The organism is Pseudomonas sp. St316 (genome assembly GCF_018325905.1).
Lineage (GTDB): Bacteria > Pseudomonadota > Gammaproteobacteria > Pseudomonadales > Pseudomonadaceae > Aquipseudomonas.
Genome location: NZ_AP021901.1, coordinates 3,465,970 through 3,490,920, shown reverse-complemented (window position 1 = coordinate 3,490,920; position 24,951 = coordinate 3,465,970). Strand labels below are relative to the sequence as shown.

General features: G+C 61.2%; 17 protein-coding genes. 7 read left to right on the top strand and 10 right to left on the bottom strand.

Going from position 1 to position 24,951, the window contains the following annotated elements:
- Positions 1 to 107: 107 nt before the first annotated feature.
- The 8 genes from KI237_RS15605 to KI237_RS15570 form a co-directional block, all read right to left on the bottom strand.
- Positions 108 to 1,781: a response regulator gene (locus KI237_RS15605; RefSeq protein ID WP_212796001.1), complete on the bottom strand. Its 1,674-nt coding sequence runs from the start codon at positions 1,779 to 1,781 to the stop codon at positions 108 to 110.
- Complete coding sequence (locus KI237_RS15600) at positions 1,778 to 3,280, bottom strand: ATPase domain-containing protein (protein ID WP_212796000.1); 1,503 nt, start codon at positions 3,278 to 3,280, stop codon at positions 1,778 to 1,780. The genes KI237_RS15605 and KI237_RS15600 overlap by 4 nt, the downstream gene beginning before the upstream one ends.
- A 244-nt stretch (positions 3,281 to 3,524) precedes the next feature.
- Positions 3,525 to 4,583, bottom strand: coding sequence for a tetratricopeptide repeat protein (locus KI237_RS15595; protein WP_212795999.1), 1,059 nt, complete (start codon positions 4,581 to 4,583; stop codon positions 3,525 to 3,527).
- 315 nt (positions 4,584 to 4,898) lie between these two features.
- Positions 4,899 to 6,320: an efflux transporter outer membrane subunit gene (locus KI237_RS15590; protein ID WP_212795998.1), complete on the bottom strand. Its 1,422-nt coding sequence runs from the start codon at positions 6,318 to 6,320 to the stop codon at positions 4,899 to 4,901.
- Positions 6,317 to 9,496: an efflux RND transporter permease subunit gene (locus tag KI237_RS15585; protein ID WP_212795997.1), complete on the bottom strand. Its 3,180-nt coding sequence runs from the start codon at positions 9,494 to 9,496 to the stop codon at positions 6,317 to 6,319. The genes KI237_RS15590 and KI237_RS15585 overlap by 4 nt, the downstream gene beginning before the upstream one ends.
- A gap of 15 nt (positions 9,497 to 9,511) precedes the next feature.
- Entirely contained in the window at positions 9,512 to 10,765 is a 1,254-nt protein-coding gene (gene mexE / locus KI237_RS15580; RefSeq protein ID WP_212795996.1) for a multidrug efflux RND transporter periplasmic adaptor subunit MexE, read from the bottom strand.
- 335 nt (positions 10,766 to 11,100) lie between these two features.
- Positions 11,101 to 11,865, bottom strand: coding sequence for a substrate-binding periplasmic protein (locus KI237_RS15575; protein WP_212795995.1), 765 nt, complete (start codon positions 11,863 to 11,865; stop codon positions 11,101 to 11,103).
- 245 nt (positions 11,866 to 12,110) lie between these two features.
- Positions 12,111 to 12,989, bottom strand: coding sequence for a LysR family transcriptional regulator (locus tag KI237_RS15570; protein WP_212795994.1), 879 nt, complete (start codon positions 12,987 to 12,989; stop codon positions 12,111 to 12,113).
- Positions 12,990 to 13,090: 101 nt separating this feature from the next.
- Between KI237_RS15570 and KI237_RS15565 the strand changes: the two genes are divergently transcribed.
- The 4 genes from KI237_RS15565 (at position 13,091) to KI237_RS15550 (ending at position 16,505) form a co-directional block, all read left to right on the top strand.
- On the top strand, positions 13,091 to 13,516 hold the full coding sequence (locus tag KI237_RS15565; RefSeq protein WP_018601473.1) for a VOC family protein: 426 nt from the start codon (positions 13,091 to 13,093) through the stop codon (positions 13,514 to 13,516).
- 101 nt (positions 13,517 to 13,617) lie between these two features.
- A complete protein-coding gene (locus KI237_RS15560; RefSeq protein ID WP_003202289.1) occupies positions 13,618 to 14,238 on the top strand; it encodes a TetR/AcrR family transcriptional regulator in 621 nt (206 codons plus the stop codon).
- A gap of 123 nt (positions 14,239 to 14,361) precedes the next feature.
- On the top strand, positions 14,362 to 15,183 hold the full coding sequence (locus KI237_RS15555; RefSeq protein ID WP_249410612.1) for a thioesterase family protein: 822 nt from the start codon (positions 14,362 to 14,364) through the stop codon (positions 15,181 to 15,183).
- A gap of 50 nt (positions 15,184 to 15,233) precedes the next feature.
- Complete coding sequence (locus KI237_RS15550; protein ID WP_212795993.1) at positions 15,234 to 16,505, top strand: OmpP1/FadL family transporter; 1,272 nt, start codon at positions 15,234 to 15,236, stop codon at positions 16,503 to 16,505.
- Between the two features lie 89 nt (positions 16,506 to 16,594).
- Here KI237_RS15550 and KI237_RS15545 read toward each other — a convergent pair whose 3' ends face one another.
- Both KI237_RS15545 and KI237_RS15540 read right to left on the bottom strand, forming a co-directional pair.
- Positions 16,595 to 17,380, bottom strand: coding sequence for an SDR family NAD(P)-dependent oxidoreductase (locus KI237_RS15545; RefSeq protein WP_212795992.1), 786 nt, complete (start codon positions 17,378 to 17,380; stop codon positions 16,595 to 16,597).
- 62 nt (positions 17,381 to 17,442) lie between these two features.
- Positions 17,443 to 18,903 carry an efflux transporter outer membrane subunit gene (locus KI237_RS15540; protein WP_212795991.1) on the bottom strand — a complete coding sequence of 487 codons (1,461 nt, stop codon included), beginning with the start codon at positions 18,901 to 18,903 and terminating at the stop codon, positions 17,443 to 17,445.
- 209 nt (positions 18,904 to 19,112) lie between these two features.
- Between KI237_RS15540 and KI237_RS15535 the strand changes: the two genes are divergently transcribed.
- From KI237_RS15535 to fabF, 3 genes are read left to right on the top strand one after another with little or no spacing between them, the layout of a single operon-like run.
- Positions 19,113 to 20,222: an efflux RND transporter periplasmic adaptor subunit gene (locus KI237_RS15535; RefSeq protein WP_212795990.1), complete on the top strand. Its 1,110-nt coding sequence runs from the start codon at positions 19,113 to 19,115 to the stop codon at positions 20,220 to 20,222.
- Entirely contained in the window at positions 20,219 to 23,299 is a 3,081-nt protein-coding gene (locus KI237_RS15530) for an efflux RND transporter permease subunit (protein ID WP_212795989.1), read from the top strand. The genes KI237_RS15535 and KI237_RS15530 overlap by 4 nt, the downstream gene beginning before the upstream one ends.
- Before the next feature lie 52 nt (positions 23,300 to 23,351).
- On the top strand, positions 23,352 to 24,638 hold the full coding sequence (fabF, locus tag KI237_RS15525; RefSeq protein WP_212795988.1) for a beta-ketoacyl-ACP synthase II: 1,287 nt from the start codon (positions 23,352 to 23,354) through the stop codon (positions 24,636 to 24,638).
- Positions 24,639 to 24,951: the final 313 nt, after the last annotated feature.

Here is a 24,951-nt window from a genome sequence, read left to right as displayed (position 1 = left end):
GAAAAATCGAGTAGGCCCCGTCGCGAGCAAGCTTTGCTCCCACAGAGTCAAGGACCTTCCCACAGAGTCAAGGACCTTCCCACAGCGTCAAGGGCCCTCCCGCAAAATCAGGGAACCGTGATCATCTCCCGCACCTTGGCCGTCAATAGATCAAACGTGAACGGCTTGGTGATCATCTGCATCCCCGGGTCAAGGAAGCCGCCGCGAACGGCTGCATGTTCCGCGTAACCGGTGATGAACAGTACCCGCAGGTCCGGGCGGATCTGCCGGCCGATTTCCGCCAGTTGCCGGCCATTCATGCCGGGCAGGCCCACGTCGCTGATCAGCAGGTCGATGCGTTGGCCTGACTGGAGGATTGGTACTGCGCTGTTGGCTTCGGCCGCTTCCACAAAGGCATAACCCAGCTCGCTCAACACCGCGCTCACCAGCGCTCGCACCGCTGGATCATCCTCGACGATCAACACGGTCTCACCCTCCTGCGCATACGGTGCGTGTGGGGTGGTGACCTGAGGTTCGGGTATTTCCTCGCCGCGAAAACGCGGCAGGTAAAGGTTCACGGTGGTGCCTTTGTCGACTTCGCTGTCGATGGTCACGTGGCCACGCGATTGCTTGCTGAACCCATAGATCATCGACAGGCCCAGCCCAGTGCCCTGGCCGATTGGCTTGGTGGTGAAGAACGGGTCGAACGCGCGACCGATGATCGATTCGGGCATGCCGCAACCGCTGTCCTGCACGCTCAGCACCACATAGTCGCCGGGTTCCAGGTTGGTGTAGGCGTCGGTGAAATCGGGGGGCAGGTGCCGGTTGTAGGTCTGTACCAGCAGATTCCCGCCGTTGGGCATGGCATCCCGGGCGTTGAGGACCAGGTTGAGCAGGGCGCTTTCCAGTTGGTTGGGGTCGGCTTCGGCGACCCAGAGCTGTTCGTCCAGGCGCATGTCCAGGCGGATGCTTTCGTTGAGGCTGCGTTGCAGCAACTCGCCCATGGAGAGCACCAGCGTATTCATCTGGACGGCCTTGGAGTCCAGTGATTGTCGACGGGAAAACGCCAGCAGGCGATGGGTCAGGCCGGCGGCGCGGTTGGCCGAGGTCACGCCCAGGTCGATCAGACTGTCCAGGTCTTCGGTGCGGCCTCTGGCCAGGCGCCGACGCAGCAGTTCGAGGCTGCCGATGATCCCGGTGAGCATGTTGTTGAAGTCGTGGGCGATACCACCGGTTAGTTGGCCGACGGCTTCCATTTTCTGTGACTGGCGCAGGGCTTCTTCGTTGTGGCGCAACTGGGCGGTGCGTTCTTCCACTTGCTGTTCAAGGGTTTCAAGGGTGGTTTGCAGGCGCAGTTCGCTGTTGCTGAGGTCGATCAGGCGGTCGCGGGCTTCGTATTGTCTTCGCCGCCCGCGCAGGGCGGTGGTCACCAGGCTAATCAGGGTCACAGGGTGGAAAGGGCGCTCAAGGAAGGTGACGTTGCCCAATTGCGCACCGATACGGGCCGCCGGGTTCTGTTCCGGGCCGCCGTGGTGGGTCAGCAAGACAATGGGCAGGTCGGACCAGGCCGGCTGCTGCTCGATGTGCAGGAACAGCGCTTCCAGGTCAGGTCCCACCAGGGCCTCCGAAGAAATCACCAGGAGGCCGGCACCTTTTTCCAATTCTTCGCACAAATGACCCAGATGACGGCAAATGAGGCCCGCGAAGCCGGCTTCATTGAGGATCATCAAGGCAATCTGGCTGTCCCGTCCCAGCGGTGCGAGGATCAGCGCCCGCTCGGACAGGGGCTCAGCCAGCGTCACCGGCGTTCATCCTTGAGCAGCGGGTTGCTTTCGCCCATGTAGGTGGGCACCCCGCGCAAGACGCCTTGGAACGCCTCCAACGGTTCGCCAATGGTCATGCCCGAGCCGTTGATGCGGTATTCGCGGATGGTCGACTCGTGGCTGCCGGTGCGTTTCTTGATGATGGAAATCGCCCGGCGAACCTTGCCCAGTGCTTCGAAGTAGCGCAACAGAATCACCGTGTCGGCCAGGTAAGTGATGTCCACGGGCGCCTGCATGTCGCCCACCAGGCCGTGCTGTGCAACGGTCATGAAGGTCGCCGCGCCCTTGCGGTTGAGATAGAGCAACAACTCATGCATGTGCAGCACCAGGGCGTTCTCTTCCGGCATGGCCGCCTGATAGCCGTTGATGCTGTCGATGATCACGGTCTTGATCTCGCCCTCGTCGACGCAACGGCGCACGCGGTGGGAGAACTCGCCGGGGGACAGTTCGGCGGCGTCCACCTGTTCGACCAACAGGTTGCCGGTCTCTTGCAGGGCTTGCAGATCGATGCCGATGTTTTTCATGCGCTCGAACAACAAGCCCAGTTCTTCATCGAAGATGAACAGCGCCGCTTTCTCGCCGCGATGCACGGCGGCTGCGGCAAAAATCATCGCGATCAGCGACTTGCCGGTCCCTGCCGGGCCGAGGATCAAGGTGCTGGAACCGGTCTCGATACCGCCGCCCAGCAGCGCATCCATTTCGCCGATGCCGCTGGACAGTTGCTGGCGCAGGTATTGTCCGCGATGTTCGGCAGCCACCAGGCGGGGGAAGACATGCACGCCATCGCCCATGATGGTGAAGTCATGGTAACCGCCGCGGTATTTCTGCCCGCGATACTTGACCACCCGGACTCGCCGACGCTCGGCACCATAGTTGGGGGTCAGTTCTTCCAGACGAATCACCCCGTGGGCGACGCTGTGCACGGTCTTGTCCAGGGATTCGGCGGTCAGGTCGTCGAGCAACAGGACCGTGGCGTCGTAGCGTACGAAGTAATGTTTGATCGCCAGGATCTGGCGACGATAGCGCAGAGAGCTTTGCGCCAGCAGGCGGATCTCCGACAGGCTGTCGAGCACGACCCGTGTCGGTTTGACCCGCTCGACCACTTCGAAAATCTGCCGGGTCGCTTCGCCCAGCTCCAGGTCCGAGGAATACAGCAGGCTCTGCTGGTGCTCGGCATTGAGCAGGCTTTCGGGCGGGGTCAGCTCGAAGATATGAATGTTGTCGTCCAGGGTCCACCCATGGGAGGTCGCGCCCTGGCGCAGTTCACGCTCGGTTTCCGACAGCGTGATGTACAACGAGCGCTCACCGGCCTTGGCGCCGGCCAGCAGAAAATGCAGCGCGACCGTGGTCTTACCGGTACCCGGTTCCCCCTCGAGCAGGAACACATGGCCGCGGGACAAACCACCGGAAAGGACATTGTCCAGTCCTTCGACGCCGGTGGCGGCTTTTGCACTGATCAACTCGTTAGATGTAGACAAAAATAGCCCTCTCATGACTAGGGAAGTGGGCAGCCGGCGGGGTAACGCCTGAATTCAACTGCCTGAACACTTGACCTTTGGCGAAGATGGCGGTTCCGCTTATATCGATAAAACGCGGTGTACTGCACAACTTTGCAGGCGCTTTCGAGCGAAGCGAGGCGGCGATTTTTCTCCAGGCAATTGAGTCGCAGTTGAACAATCAACTAGAAGATTGTCCGAACGCGGCCCGAGCCTTCGGCAGCGCCTACAGACCCTGTTGCAGCGCCGGGTCGTCCGGGTTCAACTGTTCAAGTTGCGCCAGCAGGATTTGAACATTCTGCAACTGGCCGGTCTCCTTCCAATAGTTGATCAGCAGCACCCGTGCCTTGCGGTCGGCGGGGTAGCGCTGGACGATTTCCTGGAGCTGTTTCTGCGCCGCTTCCACTTCCTGCTCGGCATGCAGGGTGGTCGCCAGGTCATAGCGGTAATGGCGGTTCTCGGGCTCAAGTTCCACCGCTTTTGCCAAGCCAAGCACGGCATATTCGTTCTGGCCGTGTTGCAGCAACCACATGCCCAGCGCATGTTGCAGATAGGCCGACGTTGGCTGGGTTTGCAATTGCCTTGCGAGCAATAATCGTGCGGCTTCGCTTTGGCCCTGTTTGTCCAGCACCTCGATCTGCATGACCAGCGCTGGCAGGTTGTCCGGTTGCAGGCGCAAGGTCTGTTCAAGGGCCAGTTGGGCTTTCTTCAGTTCGGCGTTGTGCAGGTGCAGTCGGGCGAGCTGGTAGTGGGTCTCGGCGGTTTTAGGACCGTCCTCGAGCACCTGTTCCCAGGTGTCGATGGCTAACTGCATCGCGCCGAAATACAACCCGAGGTCGTCCGGCGACAAACCCAGCAACGCGTTCACGGCGGCGAACCGGACGTTCTGGTCATCATCATCCAGGAGCGGGCCGAGCAACAGGCTGCGCTGGCCTGTCGGCACCAGTCCGACGATGCTGCCGATGGCGGCTCGACGCACGTCCGGCGATTCGTTGTGCAGGTCCGCGTCCGCCAGCTTCAGGGCTTGGGGGCTGGGGTAGTTGGGCAGTTCGGCGTGCAGCCACACGCGGCGCTTGGGTGAAAGGTCCGGGCGCCCCAATTGCTGGTAAAGCACCCGCGCCGCCCCTGGCTGCCCGTTGCGGGCGCTACCCAAGGCTTCACTGTAGCCACGCTTGATCGCTTCAGGGATCTGCGGGGCGGTGCTGCGCAGCCATACCGCGACAAGCCCCATCACCAACAGGACACAGAAGCTGAGGAGCAGATAGCGGCGGCGAGGCGAGGGCATACAGGGAATCCATTACCAGAAGCGTGAAATGCCGCAAGCTTCGGTCAGGTGGGGGCTTGAGTCAAACCTTGTGAAGCATCTCATGCGCCCAGGGTAAGCTTGCCCGAGTCAATGTGGGAGCAAGGCGTGCCCGCGATGAGGGCGGCACGTTTTGCATCAACGCAACTGACACACCGCTATCGCGAGCAAGCTTCGCTCCCACAGTGTCGCCCCCAGCAAGCTTCAGCCGAAAAAAAGCCCCGCGTTCAAATGAAACGCGGGGCAAACATTTGGCTGGTTGCGGCCAACCAAAGGAGCTCGGTTGAGCAAGGCGGGTCAGTTGCTGGCAACGGTCTCCGGTTTCCAGCCGCCACCCAGTGCCTTGTAGATCGCGACGATGCCGCGGTACAGGTCCACTTCGGCCTGCGCCTGGGTGTCTTCGGCGGCCAGGCGTTCGCGCTGGGCGTCGAGCAGCACGAGGAAGTCCACAGTACCTTCGCGGTAGCGAATCTCGGCCAGGTCGGCGGCGGCACGGCTCGATTCACTCTGACGAATCAGCGAAATCAGCCGCTGCTGGCGCTTGCCGTAGTCGCTGAAGGCATTTTCCGATTCTTCCAGGGCCAGCAGCACTTGCTGTTCGTAGGTCGCCAGGGCACCGTCCGCCTCGGCGCTGGCACCGCGCAAGCGAGCCCGCACGCTGCCCAGGTCGAAAGCGGCCCAGGTAATGCTCGGGCCCAGCGCCCAGGCGTTGGCCGCCGAGGAGCCGATCTGCGAACCGCGTCCAGCCGTGAAACCCAGGAAACCGCTCAGACTGACCCGTGGGAACAGATCGGCCTTGGCCACGCCAATGCGCGCCGTGGCAGCGGCCAGTTGGCGTTCGGCACTGAGAATGTCCGGACGCCGTTGCAGCAATTCACCTGGGTCGCCGATGGGCAGGGCCTTGGCGATGGCGGGTAACTGTTTCGGGCTCAGGTCCACGCTCAGTTTGTCCGGGCGCTCACCCAGCAATGTGGCGATGCGATTGCGCTGACGCACCTGTTCGGCCTGCAACTGCGGCACGCTGGCTTCCACCGAGGCCAGGCGGGCATCGGCCCGCACCACATCGAGTTGATCGCCGACGCCGGCATCACGCAGGCTTTCGGTAATCTTGCGCGAGTCCTGCTGGTTCTTCAGGTTCGCCAGGGCGATCTTTTCCCGCAGTTGCGCGCCGCGCAATTGACCGTAGGCGTCCACCAGTTCGGCGATCATGGTCACCTGCAACTGATAAAGATCGGCTTCGGCGGCCTGCTGATCGGCGTCGGTGGCCTCCAGGTTGCGCTGGATGCGTCCGAACAAGTCCAGCTCCCAGGCCATGTCCAGGCCCAGGTCGTAACGCTCGGTGTTGACCCGGTCGGTGGTCTGCCCCGGGATCTGGCCTTTGCCCAGGTTGCTGCTGGCACGGCTGGTGATGGTCGGCATGGCGTCATTGCTGGCGTCATCGCGAATCGCCCGGGCGGCCCGCAGGCGGGCGAAGGCCACGCGCAACTCGCGGTTGCCTTCCAGGGATCGGGTCACCAACGCGTTAAGGGTCGGGTCGTCGAACTGCTGCCACCAGATGCCTTCAAAACGAGCCCGGTCGAAATTCTTCTGGCCGGCGGCGCCGTCGGTGGCGGTGCTGATATTCGCCGCCTCCGTTTGCGGAGCCTTGTAGTCCGGGCCTACGGCACAGGCACTCAAGGCCAATACCAGCAAGCTCGGCACGAACACTTTCAAACTCATTGTTGCGCCTCCAGTTTCAAAGCCCGGGCCGCCTTGCGGGCCTCGCTGCGCTCGACGAAGTTGCGGATCAGTACATAGAACACAGGGGTGAGCAGCAGGCCGAAGAAGGTCACACCGAGCATCCCGGAGAACACCGCCACACCCATGGCATGGCGCATTTCCGCACCGGCGCCGCTGGAGAACACCAGGGGCACCACGCCCATGATGAAGGCGAAGGAGGTCATCAGGATCGGCCGCAGACGCAGGCGGCACGCTTCGAGGACCGCCGCCAGCGGGTTCATGCCTTCGAGCTGTTTATCCTTGGCGAACTCGACGATCAGGATCGCGTTCTTACAGGCAAGTCCCACCAATACGATCAAGCCGATCTGGGTAAAAATGTTGTTGTCACCACCGGAGAGAATCACCCCGGTAATCGCCGACAGCAGGGTCATCGGTACGATCAGGATCACCGCCAATGGCAGGCTCCAGCTTTCGTATTGTGCCGCGAGCACCAGGAACGCCAGCAGTACGCAGAGCGGGAACACGAACAGCGCGGTGTTGCCCGAGAGGATCTGCTGGTACGTCAGGTCGGTCCACTCGTACGTCATGCCGTTGGGCAATTCGTCCTTGAGCAGTTTTTCGATGGCTTTCTCAGCCTGGCCGGAGCTGTAGCCCGGGGCGGCGGCACCGTTGATTTCAGCGGTGATGAAACCGTTGTAGTGCATCACGCGATCCGGCCCCGAGGTATCGCTGACCTTGATGAAGGTCGCCAGCGGGATCATCTCGCCACGGTTGTTGCGCACCTTGAGCTGGCCGATCTGGTCCGACTCGAGACGGAACTGTTGCTCTGCCTGGACGTTGACCTGGTAGGTACGACCGAAGCGGTTGAAGTCGTTGGCATACAGCGAACCCAGGTAGATCTGCAGGGTGTCGAAGATGTCGCTGACGGCGACGCCGTGGGTCTTGGCTTTTTCACGGTCGATAGCGGCGTCGACCTGGGGCACGTTCACGGTGTAACTGGTGAACAACCCGGCCAGTTCCGGCACGCTGCGGCTCTTGGTGATGATGTTCATGGTTTCTTTGTACAGCTCGTCGTAGCCCAGGTTGCCCCGGTCTTCGATTTGCAGGCGGAAACCACCGATCGTACCCAGGCCCTGTACCGGCGGCGGTGGGAAGATCGCCATGTAGGCTTCCTGGATCCCGGCGTACTGGCCGTTCAAGGCCCCGGCAATGGCGCCGGCCGACATGCTCGGGTCCTTGCGCTCGTCGAAGGGCTTGAGGGTCACGAACACGATACCGGCGTTCGGGCTGTTGGTGAAACCGTTGATCGACAGGCCCGGGAAGGCCACGGCGCTTTCAACGCCCGGTTGCTTGAGGGCCAGGTCCGACATGCGCTTGATCACGTCTTCGGTGCGGTCCAGGCTCGCGGCGTCCGGCAATTGGGCGAAGGCCACCAGGTACTGCTTGTCCTGGCCGGGCACGAAACCGGTCGGGGTGGTGGAGAAACCGAAGAAGGTCAACACCATCAGGCCCGCATAGAGCACCAGGGCGATGCCGCTGCTGCGAATTACCCGGGCGACGGTGCCCACGTAACCATGACTGGCACGCTCGAAGAAACGGTTGAACGGACGGAACAGCCAGCCACCGAAGAGCTTGTCGAGGAATTTGGAGAAACGGTCCTTGGGCGCGTCATGGCCCTTGAGCAATACCGCAGCCAGGGCTGGCGACAGGGTCAGGGAGTTGACTGCCGAGATTACCGTCGAGATGGCGATGGTCAGGGCGAACTGTTTATAGAACTGCCCGGTCAAGCCGCTGATGAACGCCGCCGGAATGAACACCGCGCACAGTACCAGGGCGGTGGCGATGATCGGGCCGGTCACTTCACTCATGGCGCGCTTGGTCGCCTCCACCGGGGTGAGCCCCAATTCGATGTTTCGCTCGACGTTCTCCACCACCACGATGGCGTCGTCCACCACGATACCGATCGCCAGTACCAGGCCGAACAGTGAGAGGGCGTTCAGCGAAAAGCCGAACAGATGCATCACGGCGAACGTACCGATCAGCGATACCGGTACAGCCACCAGCGGAATGATCGAGGCGCGCCATGTCTGCAGGAACAGGATCACCACCAGCACTACGAGGATCAGTGCTTCGAACAGGGTGTGCACCACCGCTTCGATGGAGCCGCGGACGAAGATCGTCGGGTCATAGACGATGCTGTAGTCCATGCCGGCCGGGAAGCCTTTCTTCAGTTCCTCCATCTTGCTGCGCACGTCGTTGGAGATCTGGATCGCATTGGAGCCAGGGCGCTGGAAGATCGGGATCGCCACCGCCGGCTGGTTGTCCAGCAGCGAGCGCAGGGCGTATTGGCTGGAACCCAGTTCGATCCGGGCGATGTCCTTCAGGCGAGTGATCTCGCCGTTGGCGCCGGAACGAATGATGATGTTCTCGAACTCCTCCTCGTTCACCAGGCGACCCTGGGTGTTGATCGACAGCTGGAACGCCTGGGCATTTGGCGCCGGTGGCGCACCCAGGGCACCGGCAGCCACCTGGCGGTTCTGTTCACGGATTGCGGTGACCACATCGGTGGCGGTCAGGTTGCGCGAAGCGGTCTTGTTCGGGTCCAGCCAGACCCGCAGGGAGTAATCGCCCATGCCGAACAGCTGCACATCACCCACGCCACCCAAGCGCGCCAGCTCATCCTTGATGTTGAGCAGGGCGTAGTTGGACAGGTAGAGCATGTCGTAGCGTTTGTCCGGCGAGGTCAAGTGCACGACCATCGTCAAGTCGGGCGAGGCCTTGTCCACCGTGATGCCGATCCGGGTCACTTCTTCCGGCAGCTTGGGCTCGGTCCGGGTGACGCGGTTCTGCACCTGCACCTGGGCGTTGTCCAGGTCGGTGCCCAGGGCGAAGGTGATGGTCAGGGTGATCTTGCCGTCAGCGGTGGACTGCGAGGACATGTACAACATGTTCTCGACGCCGGTGATGGCTTGTTCCAGGGGCGCGGCCACGGTCTCGCCGATGACCTTGGGGTTGGCGCCCGGGAAGTTGGCGCGCACGACCACGGTCGGCGGCACGACTTCCGGGTATTCGCTGATCGGCAATTGGAACAGCGAGATGGCGCCGGCGATCAGGATCAGCAGCGAAAGCACTGCTGCGAAGATCGGCCGCGAAATGAAGAACTGGGAAAATTTCATCTTGGATTCAGTCCCTTAACCGCGTGGGGTCGCAGCGGCCAGTTTGCCTGCCGTCCCTGACGCGTCCTTGGATGGCGCGACTTGGGGCAGGTTGCTGGCTTCGAGCGCTTTACGTTGTTGTGCCAGGGCGGCAATGGTTTCGTCGCTGGCCATCGGCACGGTTTCAGGCGTGACTGGCGAACCTGGACGAGCCCGCTGCAGGCCCTTGACGATGATGGTGTCGTCCTTGCTCAGGCCGCTACGCACGATGCGCAAGCCTTCGATCTTCGGCCCCAGCTCGACGGCGCGGTAGGCCGGCTTGTTTTCGGCGTCCATCACCAGCACGAATTTCTTGCCCAGGTCGGTGCCCACGGCTTCGTCGTTGATCAGCACGGCGGCATAAGTACCGCTGCCCACCAGCTTCAGGCGGGCATACAGGCCTGGGGTGTAGGTGCCGTCCTTGTTGTCGAACACGGCGCGGCCGCGGATGGTGCCCGTCTGCGGGTTGACCTGGTTGTCGACGAAGTTCATCTGGCCCTGGTGCGGATTGCCGTCTTCGTTGGACAGGCCCATGTAGACCGGTGTGGCCTGGCCGCGCTGGCCTTGGCGGGCAAGTTGGGTGTACTTGAGGAAGACGCGTTCGTCGGCATCGAAGTAGGCGTAGACCTTATCCGTGGAGACCACGCTGGTGAGCGGCGTGACGTCAGCGGTCACCAGGTTGCCAGCGGTGATGGCCGCCCGGCTGACGCGACCGCTGATAGGCGAGGTCACCCGGGTGAAGCTCAGGTTCAGCTTGGCCAGGTCCAATTGTGCCTGGATGGCCGCAGCGGCGGCGCGGGCTTCCTGGGCGGCGCTGGTGCGCGAGTCGGCCAGTTCGGCGGAAATGGCATTGCTCAGGCGCAGGCGTTCGCCACGCTGGGCTTCGTTTTCGCTGCGGGTGGCGGTGGCGCGGGCTTGGGCCAGTTGGGCTTCGAGACGACGGACTTCAGCCTGGAACGGGCGTGGGTCGATCTGGAACAGCAGGTCGCCTTTCTTGACCAGCGCACCTTCGGTGAAGGCCACTTCGTCGATCTGCCCGGAAACCCGTGGGCGGATCTCGACGGTTTCCGGCGCCTCAAGGCGCCCGGTGAACTCATCCCATTCGTTGACAGGCTGCTCCAATACCTTGGCCACACTGACTTTGGCCGGCGGCATGGACGCTGCCGTATCGGGCGTCTTGCCGCAGGCGCTCATCACCAGCACCGCCAGCAGCGCGAGGGGAAAACGCAGTTTTGAAAGTGAATGTTCCATGGATAGCATCCGCCAATGTATTGAGAATGGGCGGATGATGCGTGGCGCAGGGCAGAGGAACGAATCGAATGAAGCAAAGGTAACTATCATTCAGAATGATATAAGCCATCGATCAGGCCTCTAGTCCGGCCATGCGCCGCTCTTTGGACAAACCAGGAACCGGTCGCGAGGGAGCTTGCTGCCGCTTGAGCGCGAAACGCTCACAAAGAAGGGGCGCTACGCAGCCCAACGGGAGCAAGCCCCCTCGCCACAATGACTCAGCCAAGTTTTGGGCGAGCGCATGGATCGGGTGTGGGCTTTGGTTCTTTGCTATCAAATGTATTGATGGTCGCGGCCTATCGCGGCAGATAGAGGTCGTGGATATGCTGGACCGTCCCATCCGCCCGAAGCGCTTCAACGGCCTGGCGCAAATCCTCGACCATTTTGGGCGAGCATTGCTTGGAGCAAGCCAGGTAAAGATCGGCGCTGCTGCCGACCGGACTCATGAGCAGTTTGCGTTTAGACACTTTCGGCCAGATGTATCGACTCTCGGGCACGCCGTTGAACCAGGCATCGATGCGCCCCATCAAGAGTAGCTGGGCGGGGTTGTCGCCAATGGCCAGCGGATAGATCTGCTCGTCGCTGAACCCTTCGGTGCGCAGGATATCTTCCTGTGCACTGCCTAGGCCGACGCCGATCTTGCGATAGGTTTCTTTCGCTTGGGCGAAGCTGCTCACCCGTTGCTCAAGGCTGAAAAAAGCTCGCTCCATGGGCATGATCGAGGCGATCCAGGTGAAACGATCCTCACGAGTGGGTATGCGCGAGAGGGGGGCGATCAAATGGTCATGTTCTTCACTGACGTGTTTCTGAGCCCTGGCCCAGGGGAGCACATGGATTTTCACGGCGTACCCTGCCTTGGTCATGGCCGCCACGGCGACATCGCCAACGATTCCGTGGCCCCTGGGATCGTCGACGAATGTCAGCGGCGGCGCGTCGAGGATATGCAGTTCTATCTCCAAGGGTTCACCGCGTGCGTTGTCGGCCACCAACAGCGGTAACAACAGACAAAGCCTGGATAGCGCTCTGGCGGGGGCATTCAAGACGCGTTTGTTCGGGCTCATGATCAGTACTTCAGGCATTGGAAAGTGGTGCGCCAGTCAAAGATGGGCGCGGAAACAGCGTCTTGCAGGCCGACGTTTTTATGTCATGCAGCGCACCTGAAGCAGGGGCGCCACAGTCGTTTTATCAAGACACGCCAGTCTGTTGTCTTGGCCTGACTGCGTGTCCTTGAAGGTATAGATCATCCGGTCGACAAAAACCTTGAGTCTGCGCATTGGTTTTTGTTTTGGGTACAAGGAGGTGCGGTTTATATGGGGTTGGCTCGGGCCTGCTCGGCAATCAATTGCACCAGTACTCCCGCGGGTTCGGTGAGGCTTTGTCGGGGTCGATGGACGAGCCCGACATCACGGTGGAAAGTGTGCTCCGCGAGGTCGAGGGCGCGTACACCTTCTGGCCATTTGCGGTGGGTCGCGGTTTGCGGCACCAAGGCCACACCGACTCCGTTGCCAACCAGCTTGATGATGGCCTCCAGCTCATCGAGCTCGCTGACTTCATGCAAGGCGAAGTGCATCTTGCGCAGGAAACGGTCCACCTGCCGGCCACCGAACGACGCCCGGTCATAACGAATGAAAGGTTGGCTGCCAAGCAGTTCGGTCCAGTCCTCTCCGGGAAGCGTGCTCGGAACGATCAGTCGATAAGGCTCCAGCGCCAGGGTCATCCAGCGCAGATCGCTTTGCAGCGAGAAAGGCGGGCGGATAATGGCGGCCATGTCGATTTCGCCGGCATCCACCAGGTTGATCAACTCCATCGACACGCCAGGCAGCACCCGCGTTCGGCATTGCGGGCATTGTTGGTGAAACCTGGCGAGCGCGTCTGGCAGGAGGGAGCGCTGCACCGAAGCGATAGCGCCAATGTTCACCAGTACGCTTGGGGCAAGCCCGGCAGGACTCGCGCCAAGATTGTCGTAAAGGCGCAACAATTCCTGGGCTTGCAAGAGTATTTGATGACCCATTCGATTGAGATGAGCCGAGCGTCCCTTGCGGTCGAAAATCTCGAAGCCAAGCTCGGCCTCCAGACGCTGGATCTGCGCGCTGATCGCCGCCTGGGTGAGGCCGATTTTATTGCCTGCGGCAGCGAAAGTACCTTCCCGTGCTACGGCGACAAGGGTCTTGAGTTCTTTGATCATTCACAAATATTAATTGTGTTACTGAGAGAAATATATTGTTTTTCTTGTTTTTAGCCCGGCTTTACGATGGCCCTGTCCTTACCAAAGCACCAGGAGCCATGATGAGCCTTTCTCCCTTCCATCTCGCAATCCCTGTTTATGACCTTCCAGGCGCTCGGGCCTTTTATGGCGAGGTGTTTGGGTTGCAAGAGGGCCGCTCCAGCGCCCACTGGGTCGACTTCAACTTCTACGGCCATCAGTTGGTGATCCATGAACAGCCAAAGACCGCTTCCCAAGAGAGCGTCCATAGCAACCCGGTAGATGGGCACGACGTACCGGTGCCTCACTTCGGCATCATTCTGGGTTGGCAGGAGTGGGAAGCGCTGGCCGAGCGGCTGAAATCCTTTGGCACCGAGTTTGTGATCGAGCCGTACATCCGTTTCAAAGGGCAGGTGGGGGAGCAGGCCACGATGTTTCTGTTCGATCCTTGCGGTAATGCGCTGGAATTCAAGGCGTTCAAGGATATGAGTCAGCTCTTTGCTAAATAGAAGGAAGGGGCGGGCCGACAGCCTGATATTAGCTGGCTTGTGACGCTGTTACTTAACGGTCACAAGTTGTCAACTATCTTCAGGGTGCGTAAGCTGCCTCTATGAACCAGCCCTCAATACCTTCGCCCAGCACCCGCGGTCCCGCCGATCACGACATTCGAAACCAGATTGTCGCGGCGGCCAACGAGCATTTCAGTCAATACGGCTATGGCAAGACCACGGTGTCCGACCTGGCCAAGGCCATCGGCTTCTCCAAGGCCTACATCTACAAGTTCTTCGACTCCAAGCAGGCGATTGGCGAGGCCATCTGCAGCCAGTGCCTGGCAGAAATCGTCGCGGCGGTGGAGCAGGCCATCAGTGAAGACGGGCTTTCAGCGACGGAGCGCTTTCGCCGCCTGGTCAAGGCCCTGATCACCACAGGCGTTAACCTGTTTTTCAATGACCGCAAGCTCTATGACATTGCGGCGTTTTCCGCGTCGGAGCAATGGCCCAGTTCGCAAGTCTATAACGCACGGATCAAGAGCTTTGTATTGCAAATCGTGCGCGAGGGGCGGGAGCTTGGTGAATTCGAACGCAAGACGCCATTGGATGAAACCGTAGACGCGATCCATCTGGCGCTGCGGCCTTTCGTCAATCCCTTGCTGCTGCAGTACAGCCTCGATTATGTCGAGGTTGCCCCCACGCTCACCTGCAACCTGATCTTGCGTAGCCTCATGCCTTGAGCTGTGGCTGAAGAAGTCCCAGGTCATTGCAGGCGACGCTTACCCATCCGATTCACCCCTCGCTCCAGCGACTGATGGTCGCCTTTATTTATTCGATTCGTGACCATTGACACAATTGGTCACATGAATAAATATGGCGCATCTGCTCTTAGCCTGGGCGTCGGTATGACGAGCTTTGCCAAACTGCTGCAGCAATTCGATCCAGACGCCCCCTTTGTTTCTCCGCCTAACTGGCAGCAAGGTCGCACCCTCTTTGGCGGGCTTTCGGCAGCGCTGTCGCTGCAGGCAGTCTTGCGGGAACGCCCGGCGGATTTCCCTCCGTTCAAGTCCGCGCAGGTGTCATTCATCGCCCCGGTGACGCAGGCCCAGACGTTCGATGTAAGCGTGTTGCGTCAAGGGCGGTCGGTCACCTCGGTGTCCGTCGACTGCCTGTCGGGTGAGGACCTTGCGTTGCGCACGGTGTTGCTGTTCGCCCAGCCCCGGGCGAGCAGGATTACGCATGATTCCTGGGGTCCGCCATTTGTGGAGGGGCCGTCCCACTACGCCACCCTGGCGCTGGACAGCCAGATCGCGCCGGCTTGCGCCTATAACTTCGAGATGCGTCCTGCGGGTGGTTCGCTGCCGGTGTCTGGCGCTGAAAGTCCGGAGTTATTGATGTGGGTACGCCATCTGGATGCCCGGGGCGTGGACCCGGCCGTCGCCCTGATTGCACTGGCTGACAGCTTGCCGCCGGCCGCCGTGACCTGTTTCACCGAACCCGCCGCTATCAGCTCCGCGTCCTGGATGATTGACCTGCCGCAGCCAGCCGTGGCCGGCGAATGGTTTCTTGTCAGCTCTTTCAGCCAGCAGGCGCTGGAAGGGTATTCGCTACAGGACATGGAAATATGGGACGAAAGTGGCCGCCGCGTGCTTTGGGCGCGCCAGACGGTGGCGATTTTTACCTAGTACGAACAACCCAGACTGCAGTCTTAGAGTTTCAATCCAGAGTCCCAATAATGAAAAAAATAATACTCAAGGCCCCCGTGGGCTTCGCCGTTGCATTCGCCACGTCTCATGTGCTTGCAAGCGGTTTTGCCCTCAATGAACAGAGCATCAGCGGGATGGGGTCGGGGTTTGCCGGTCGCGCATCCTCGGCCGAGGACGCGAGCACCGTCTTCGGTAACCCCGCGGGCATGTCTCGCCTTAAATCAGAGCAGGTCAGCCTGGGGGCGGCGACGCTCTTCGCGAAGAATGACATCAGCCAGACCCGCAGTACCTTTGGTGGTCAGGAAGACGGTGACGTCGTGCCCACGACCACCGTGCCCATGGGTTACTACGTCAAGCCCATCGATGAGCATTGGGCATTCGGCATGGGTTTCTATGTGCCGTTCGGCCTGATTACCGATTACGGCAGCGACTTTGCCGGGCGCTACTACGGCAACAAAAGCGAGGTCACTACGCTCACGTTCCAGCCCACCATCAGCTATGCCTTCAATGACAGGGTTTCGATCGGGTTCGGCCCGACGGTCAACCGTATCAGTGGTGAGATAACCGGCACGGTACCCAACCCGCTGAGCCCGGGTCGCAATGATGGCAAACTCAAAAGCAACGGCGACGATACGGCCCTTGGTTTCAATGCAGGGGTGCTGGTACAGGCGACAGATCGAACCCGTGTGGGATTGACCTACCATTCCAAGGTCAGCTACCACCTGGATGCCAAGACCAAGGTCAGCAACGGCATCTTCAGCGTGATAGGGCTCAGCGGTCGCAGCTATGATGCTTCATTGGATGTGGATACCCCGGAGTCCGTGGACATCTCGGTGACTCACCAACTCGACAATGATTGGACCTTGTACGCGGGCAGTACCTGGACACGCTGGAGTCGCTTCAAGGAATTGACCATCGAGAACACCGGCTTGCCGCCTTTATTGAGCGGTGCGCTGGGCACCATTACCGAAGAGCAGAACTGGCACGACACGTGGGCTCACGCCATTGGCACCTCATACCAGTTGAATAACCAGTGGGTGCTGCGCGCAGGCTTCTCGGTCGACCAGTCGCCGGCCAACAACACCAACCGTGGGCCACGTATTCCTACCGGCGACCGAAAAATCGTCAGCTTCGGCGCTGGCTGGACGCCAGTGGACAACGTCACGATCGATGTCGCTTATTCCTATCTGTGGGAGGAGAGCGTGCGGGTCAACGAAACCTCGCCGGCCAGAGGCGCCTACAGCTCCAAGTACAGGAACAGCGCAAGCGGCCTGGGTACTTCCGTTAGCTATCGCTTCTGATCGATCGCCGTTCTAAAGGTTGGGGGAAACAAGCATTGTCTCTCGACCTTTAGAATGCCGTTTTCCAGCAAAGCAGCCATAGCGCCAACTCAGACGCCCATGATGCGTGCCATGAGGGCCTGGTGAAACCAGCGCGGCGTGGCCCAGGTCAAGACGGTGATTGCCTTGTTGCCAAGCCCCGGAACGACACTCATGCGTGCGGCTTGCAGCGCCCGGATTCCAGCGCGCACCACCGGCTGGGGTTGCATCATCACCATTTTCAAAGCTGGTGTGAGCTTTTGCCTGGCGCTCTCTGCAAACCCGGTGTCCGACATGCCCGGGCAAAGGGCTGTCACGACGATGCCGTCGCCTTTGAGTTCGCGATGAAGGGCTTCAGAGAGGCGAAGCACGTAGGCTTTCGCGGCAGAGTAAACGGCGAAGTTCTTTACGCCTTGGAGTGACAGCAGGCTTGCGACCATGAGGATGTGTCCACGTTGCCGGATCCGCATGTCAGTTGCGAAGAGGTGGGTCAGGGCCGTCACACTGGCAATATCCAGGGCGATCATCGCCAGCGATTGGTCCAGGGACTGAGTCAGGAAAGGCCCCTGTAAGCCATGGCCCGCATTGTTGATGAGCACATCGATCACGATGTTGCGCTCGCTCAGTCGAGCGTGCAGATCGATGATCGCGGGGATCGAGGACAGGTCTACTTGTTCGACGAGCACATCAATGTGGAAACGTTCGCGCAACTGCGCTGACAACGCCTCGAGTTTTTCCAATCTGCGCGCTACCAGGACGAGCGATTTTCCCTGTGCTGCGTATTGCCGGGCAAACTCTTCGCCAAATCCGCTTGAGGCGCCAGTGATGAGCACCCAGGAGTGTTCGTTCGGTTTCATATCGTCGGTCTCTGGTTGTGAGCTGAAGGAGAGGGGGGTATGTGTTGTGTTAGTCGGGCAACTCAGCGAGTCGCCACCGGTTGGGCGTCAGGAGGTTGCCAGCCGCCACCGAGCGCCCTGAATGCTGCAACCGCCGCCCGTGCCGATTCCATGCGCGCTTGCGCCCGTGCATCGGAGACTTGCAGCAGCGTCGCGTCGGCATTCAGGACGTCGATCAGGCTGGCCGTGCCTTTCTGATAGGCGATGAATGACGATTGGCGAGCCTGCGTCAGCGAGCTTTCGCCCTGGGTGAGGGTGCTCGCCTGGGATTCTCGATTCACCAGCGCGCAGAAGGCGTTCTCGACGTCCTCGGTGGCGCGCAATACGGACTGGCGGTAAGCCGCCAGCGCTTCGGCTTCCTGCCCCTTGGCCTGATCGATTTGCGCATTGATGCGGCCAAAGTCGAAGAGTCTCCAGCGCAGGCCCAGTGCGCCGGCCGCCTGGCTAGCGTCGCCGGAGAACAGGTTGCCGCCGGAAACCGCTGTGGCACTGCCCAGCAACGCGCTGAGGGAGAATTTCGGGTAATACTCAGCGACCGCCTCGCCGATACGCGCATTGGAGGCCGCAAGACGGCGCTCGGCCACGATCAGGTCTGGCCGGCGGCGCAGCAGATCGGCAGGGGTTCCCATGGTCGTTATCTGTGGCGCCAGAGGGATGCTTCGTCCGTTCGCCAGTTGCGTGCGATGGGTGCCGGGTGGCGTGGCAAGCATGACATCCAGCGCATTCATGGCGGCGTCCAGACCGGTCTGCAGTACGGGAACCGTCGCCTGGACCTGCGAGAGGGCGCCCTCGACCTGATAAACCTGATAGCTGGCCGCCAGGCCCTTGCTGTAGAGCAGTTGGACTTTTTCCAACAGGTCCTGCTGCGTCTTGACTTGTTGATTGGCGATGTCCAGCCGCGCCTGCAACCCGCGGGCAGTGATGTAGAGATCGGCGGTCTGTGCGGCAACGACCAGCCGTGTGGCCGCGACGCCTGCCTCACTAGCTTGGTACTGGGCCAATGCGGCCTCGCGTCCACGGCGCAGGCCGCCGAAGAGGTCGATTTCCCAACTGGCACCCACGTTAAGTTCGTAGGCGTTCCCGTATCGATCGTATCCAGGCGTCGAGTTCAGCACTTGGCCAAGGGGTGTTTCCACGGATTGGTATGAGCGCGCGGCCTGGCCATTGATGTTTCCAGAGGGCAATAACGCGGCATTTGCAGCCCCAAGCCCTGCCCGTGCCTGGGTGACGCGGGCCGAAGCCTGGGCCAGGTCCAGGTTCTGCTCAAGTGCCTGGGCAATCAGGTCGCTGAGCACTGGATCAGCAAAACCTTCCCACCATGCGACGAGGCTGGCCGACGTCGTTGCGGACCTTTGCTCGACAGACGCCTGGCCCAGGTAACGCTGCGCCAGCGCAGCGTCGGGACGTTGGTAGTCCGGACCAACCGTGCAGCCTGTCATCAAGCTGAAGCTCACCAGCAAAGCAGCGGGGTGGAGGGGCGACATTGAGACTCCTGGAGCCATGGTTGGTTTGTGACCATATTATATTGTGGTCACAACCTGTCAATGGACACCTATAGGGTTCAGCTGGGTGATTACCTGTTAGCTAGCAATTATTGCTGCAACAAGTGCTACGGGATGAATTGTGACCATTGACAGTAATGGTCACTAGATTGAGAATGAGGCTCTTGTCCTATCTGCCCAAAAGGGAACCTATGCTCCGGCTTCGACCTGTCACCTTTGCCGCTTGCTTGTTGCCTCTCGTCCTGACGGCGTGTGGCGACTCATCCACCGCTAAAGATCCACGTACGCTTGCACCCTTGGTGCGGGTCTCTGAAGTCCAGGGTTCGTCTGATCTCTCACGATCGTTTACCGGTGTCGTGGCGGCTCGGGTCCAGAGTGACCTGGGTTTTCGGGTAGCGGGCAAGGTGCTTGAGCGGTTGGTCGATAGTGGGCAGGCCGTCAAACGGGGGCAGCCGTTGATGCGCCTGGATCCCGTCGACCTGGGGTTGCAGGCGCGAGCCCAACAAGAGGCAGTCGCTGCCGCTCGGGCCCGGGCCAAGCAGACCGCCGACGATGAGGCGCGCTATCGCGACCTGGTCGCCGCAGGTGCTATTTCGGCATCAGGCTACGACCAGATAAAAGCCGCTGCCGACACCGCCAAGGCACAACTCAGCGCCGCGCAAGCCCAGGCTGACGTCGCCCAAAACGCATCGGGTTATGCCGTGTTGCTCGCCGATGCCGACGGCGTAGTGATGGACACGCTCGCCGAGCCTGGGCAAGTCGTCAGCCCCGGGCAAACCGTGGTTCGACTGGCGCGGGCAGGGCAGCGCGAAGCCGTTGTGCAATTGCCCGAGACCTTGCGGCCTGCCACAGGCACAACCGCACAGGCGACGCTTTATGGCGTCACCACGGGGGCGGTCACCGCGAAGCTGAGGCTGCTCTCGGATTCGGCTGACCGCGTGACCCGCACTTTTGAGGCGCGCTACGTGCTGGAGGGAGCCCTGGCCAATGCGCCGCTGGGTTCGACTGTCACGCTTCGCATCGCCGAAGGCACCGCGCAACAGCAGGCACTGCAAGTGCCGATTGCTGCCGTTTTTGACCCGGGCACCGGCACCGGCGTATGGGTCATAAGCGGGGAGCCGGCGAAAGTCACCTGGCGCCCTGTGCAGATCCTGGGTCTGAGCGACGACGCCGCGCGAGTCGCTGGCAAGCTCAATGTGGGCGAGCGTATTGTCGGACTCGGCGCCCATCTGCTGCGTGAAGGCGAGCAAGTGCGGCTGGCTCAACCGGGTGACGTGCAGGTTGCCGGGGGCCGTCCATGAGCCTCAACCTGTCGGCACTCGCCGTTCGCGAGCGCTCCATTACCGTGTTCCTGATCTTGCTGATTGCCGTCGCGGGCACCTTGGCGTTCTTCCAGTTGGGGCGTGCCGAGGACCCGCCATTTACGGTCAAGCAGTTGACCGTCATCACGGCATGGCCGGGTGCGACCGCCCAAGAGATGCAGGACCAGGTTGCCGAGCCGCTTGAAAAGCGCCTGCAAGAACTGAAGTGGTACGACCGCACGGAAACCTACACCCGTCCGGGCCTGGCTTTCACCATGGTGTCGCTGGTCGATCGCACGCCTCCTTCGCAAGTGCAGGAAGAGTTCTATCAGGCGCGCAAAAAGCTCCAGGACGAAGCACTCAAGTTGCCGGCGGGCGTTATCGGGCCGATGGTCAATGATGAGTTTTCCGATGTGACGTTCGCGCTGTTCGCCCTGAAAGCCAAAGGCGAGCCACAGCGGCTGCTGGTGCGCGATGCTGAAGCGCTGCGCCAGCGCCTGTTGCACGTGGCGGGTGTGAAAAAGGTCAACATCATCGGCGAGCAGGCCGAACGCATTTTCGTGTCCTTCTCCCATGACCGGCTGGCCACCTTGGGCGTCTCGCCCCAGGATATCTTCGCCGCGCTGAACAGCCAGAATGTACTCACGCCCGCCGGCTCCGTCGAAACCAACGGGCCGCAGGTCTTCCTCCGGGTAGACGGCGCCTTCGATAAATTGGCAAAAATTCGTGACACGCCCCTGGCGATTCAAGGTCGCACACTCAAGCTCTCGGACGTTGCGACCGTTGAGCGGGGTTATGAAGATCCGGCCACCTTCCTGGTGCGCAATAATGGCGAAGAAGCGCTGTTGCTGGGCGTCGTGATGCGCGAGGGTTGGAACGGCCTGGACCTGGGCAAGGCCCTGGACGCGGAGACGGCCAGGATCAATGAAGGCATGCCACTGGGCATGACGTTGACCAAGGTCACCGATCAAGCCGTGAACATTGACTCGGCCGTCGGTGAGTTCATGGTCAAGTTTTTTGTCGCGCTGCTGGTTGTAATGCTCGTTTGCTTTCTCAGCATGGGCTGGCGTGTAGGCGTGGTGGTTGCAGCCGCCGTACCGTTGACACTGGCGATAGTGTTTGTGGTGATGGCGGCCACCGGAAAGAACTTCGACCGGATCACCCTGGGTTCGCTGATCCTGGCGCTCGGGCTGTTGGTGGATGACGCCATCATCGCTATCGAGATGATGGTGGTGAAGATGGAGGAGGGCTATGACCGGATCAAAGCCTCCGCGTATGCCTGGAGCCATACGGCCGCACCGATGCTGTCCGGCACGCTGGTGACGGCCATCGGATTCATGCCTAACGGCTTCGCCCAGTCGACCGCCGGTGAGTACACCAGCAACATGTTCTGGATCGTCGGCATTGCCCTGATCGCTTCCTGGGTGGTGGCGGTGGCCTTCACCCCTTACCTGGGGGTGAAGCTGTTGCCGGACATCAAGCAGGTCGAGGGCGGTCACGCAGCCATCTACAACACCCGCCACTACAATCGTTTCCGCCAGGTCCTGACCCGCGTCATCACACGCAAATGGTGGGTGGCCGGCACCGTGATCACGACATTTGTCGTGGCGATCCTCGGCATGGGGCTGGTCAAGAAACAGTTCTTCCCGACCTCCGACCGTCCCGAGGTGATGGTCGAGGTGCAGATGCCCTATGGAACCTCGATCGAGCAGACCAGCGCCGCCACTGCCAAGGTCGAGGCCTGGTTGCAAAAACAGGATGAAGCAAAAATCGTCACGGCCTACCTCGGCCAAGGCGCGCCACGCTTCTATTTGGCGATGGCACCGGAACTGCCCGATCCGTCGTTCGCCAAGATCGTGGTATTGACCGACAGCCAGGAAACGCGCGAGACCCTCAAGTTCCATCTCCGTGAGGCGGCTGCCGACGGGCTTGTCCCAGAGGCGCGGATCCGGGTGACGCAGCTGGTGTTCGGTCCCTATTCGCCATTTCCGGTTGCCTACCGGGTGATGGGCCCTGATCCCTCGAAATTGCGTGAGATCGCGGGCCAGGTCCAGAGTGTCATGCAGGCGAGCCCGCTGATGCGGACGGTCAATACCGACTGGGGGCCACTGACGCCTACGTTGCATTTCACCCTGGACCAGGATCGTTTGCAGGCGGTAGGCCTGACGTCAAATGCCGTCGCGCAGCAATTACAGTTCCTGCTCACGGGGGTGCCAATCACGGCGGTTCGCGAGGACATCCGTTCGGTGCAGGTAGTCGGTCGTGCGGCCGGTGACATTCGCCTCGATCCGGCCAGGATCGAAGGGTTTACCCTGGTAGGCGCGACGGGCCAGCGCATTCCGCTGTCCCAGGTGGGTGAAGTCGATGTGCGCATGGAAGATCCTATTCTTCGTCGTCGTGATCGCACCCCGGCCATTACCGTACGCGGCGACATTGCCGAAGGCTTGCAGCCTCCAGACGTCTCGAACGCGATCATAAAGGCGCTGCAGCCGGTCATCGACACCCTGCCGAGCGGCTACCGGATCGAGCAGGCGGGCGCCATCGAGGAGTCGGGCAAGGCCGGCAAGGCAATCGTGCCGCTGGTGCCGATCATGGTGGCCTTGACGCTGCTGATCATCATCGTGCAGGTGCGTTCGATCTCGGCCATGATCATGGTGTTCTTCACCGCACCGTTGGGCCTGATTGGCGTGGTGCCGACCCTGCTGATCTTCCAGCAGCCGTTCGGGATCAACGCCTTGGTCGGCCTGATCGCACTCTCGGGCATCTTGATGCGTAACACACTGATCCTGATCGGGCAGATCCAGCACAACAAACAGGAAGGGCTGGAGCCGTTTCACGCGGTCATCGAAGCCACGGTGCAACGGGCCCGCCCGGTACTGCTGACGGCGCTGGCAGCGATCTTGGCTTTCATCCCTCTGACGCATTCGGTGTTCTGGGGGACGCTTGCCTACACACTGATCGGCGGCACGTTCGTCGGCACGATCATGACGCTGGTGTTCCTGCCGGCGATGTATTCCATCTGGTTCAGGATCCGTCCTGCCCCTTCAGCGCACGCTCAGACAGCACCGCAGGTTTAAGCCCGCGCACTTGTGCTTTTTAGTGAACATTGACTGATATGAAGAGGTTCCAATGATGACTTCCCAAGGTCAAAAACGCATCGTCGTCACCGGCGTCGGCATTGTCGGCCCGTTGGGCTGTGGCGTTGAAGAAGTCTGGCAGCGGTTGTTGGCCGGGCGCTCGGGCATTCGCACCCTGTCTGACGATATCACCGAAGGGACCGGCGTGGCCGTGGGCGGCCAGGTACCTTCGTTGGAGGAGGACGCCATTGCCGGTTACGACCCCGAACGCATCATCCCGGCCAAGGATCGCAAGAAGATGGATCGCTTCATCGAGTTCGCGCTGGTGGCGGCCGAAGAAGCGTTGCAACAGGCTGGCTGGCAACCGACCGATGCCAACGACCAGGAGCGCACGGCAACCATCATCGCTTCGGGCGTAGGTGGCTTTGGCGCGATTGCCGGTGCCGTACGCACCACCGATGCGCGTGGTCCGCGCCGATTGTCGCCGTTCACGGCACCTGCCTTTCTGGCCAACATGGCCGCCGGGCACGTCTCCATCCGGCACGGTTTCAAAGGACCTCTGGGCGCACCGGTAACCGCTTGTGCGGCGGGGGTTCAGGCCATTGGCGACGCGGCCAGGCTCATCCGAAGCGGCGAAGCGGATATCGCGATATGCGGCGGCACGGAAGCGGCGATAGATCGCGTGACCCTGGGTTGCTTTGCCGCCGCCCGCGCACTGTCCACCGGCTTTGCCGAGCGGCCGCAAGAGGCATCGCGACCCTTTGACCGTGATCGCGACGGCTTTGTCATGGCCGAGGGCGCCGGATTACTGGTGATCGAGTCCCTGGAGCACGCCCTCGCGCGTGGCGCCAAGCCCCTGGCGGAACTGGTGGGTTATGGCACCAGTGCCGATGCCTACCACCTGACGGCAGGCCCGGAAGACGGCAACGGTGCACGGCGTGCGATGGAACAGGCGCTGCGCCAGGCCTCTGTCAGCCCCTCGGACGTGCAACATATCAACGCCCATGCGACGTCCACCCAGGTTGGCGACAATGGCGAACTGGCCGCGATCCGTTCGCTGTTCGGGCGCGATTGCGATGTGGCGATCACTTCCACCAAGTCGGCCACCGGGCATCTTCTAGGGGCGGCTGGCGGTATTGAAGCCATTTTTACGGTGCTGGCGCTTCGTGACCAGATCGTTCCGCCTACCCTGAACCTGGTTCATCCCGACGAGGCCGCTGCCGGACTCGACCTGGTCGGCCTGAATGCCAGGAAGATGCCGATCACCTACGCGCTCTCCAATGGATTCGGATTTGGCGGGGTCAATGCCAGCGTGCTGTTGCGCCGTTGGGAGGCGTGAGTGTGGGTAGTTGGGGGCGGCATGTATATCCTTGGCTGCGGTAGCATCCAACATCACCACAAACTGACCCTCCGCTATCGCGAGCAAGCTCGCTCCCACACGGGTTTTCGGGTGTTCACAGCATCTGAACGCGACACAATAAAACGGTGGGAGCGAGCCTGCTCGTGATGACGTCGGTCCATCCCCCAATCCCCGACGTCATCGCGCGGCCCATAATCCGTTACGCCAATTTCCCTTAAGAACCGCCCAAACGTGCCGATACAGCGCGGTAGATCCAATTGTGCGGGCGCTCCAGTGGTGTCCCGCCGAACGA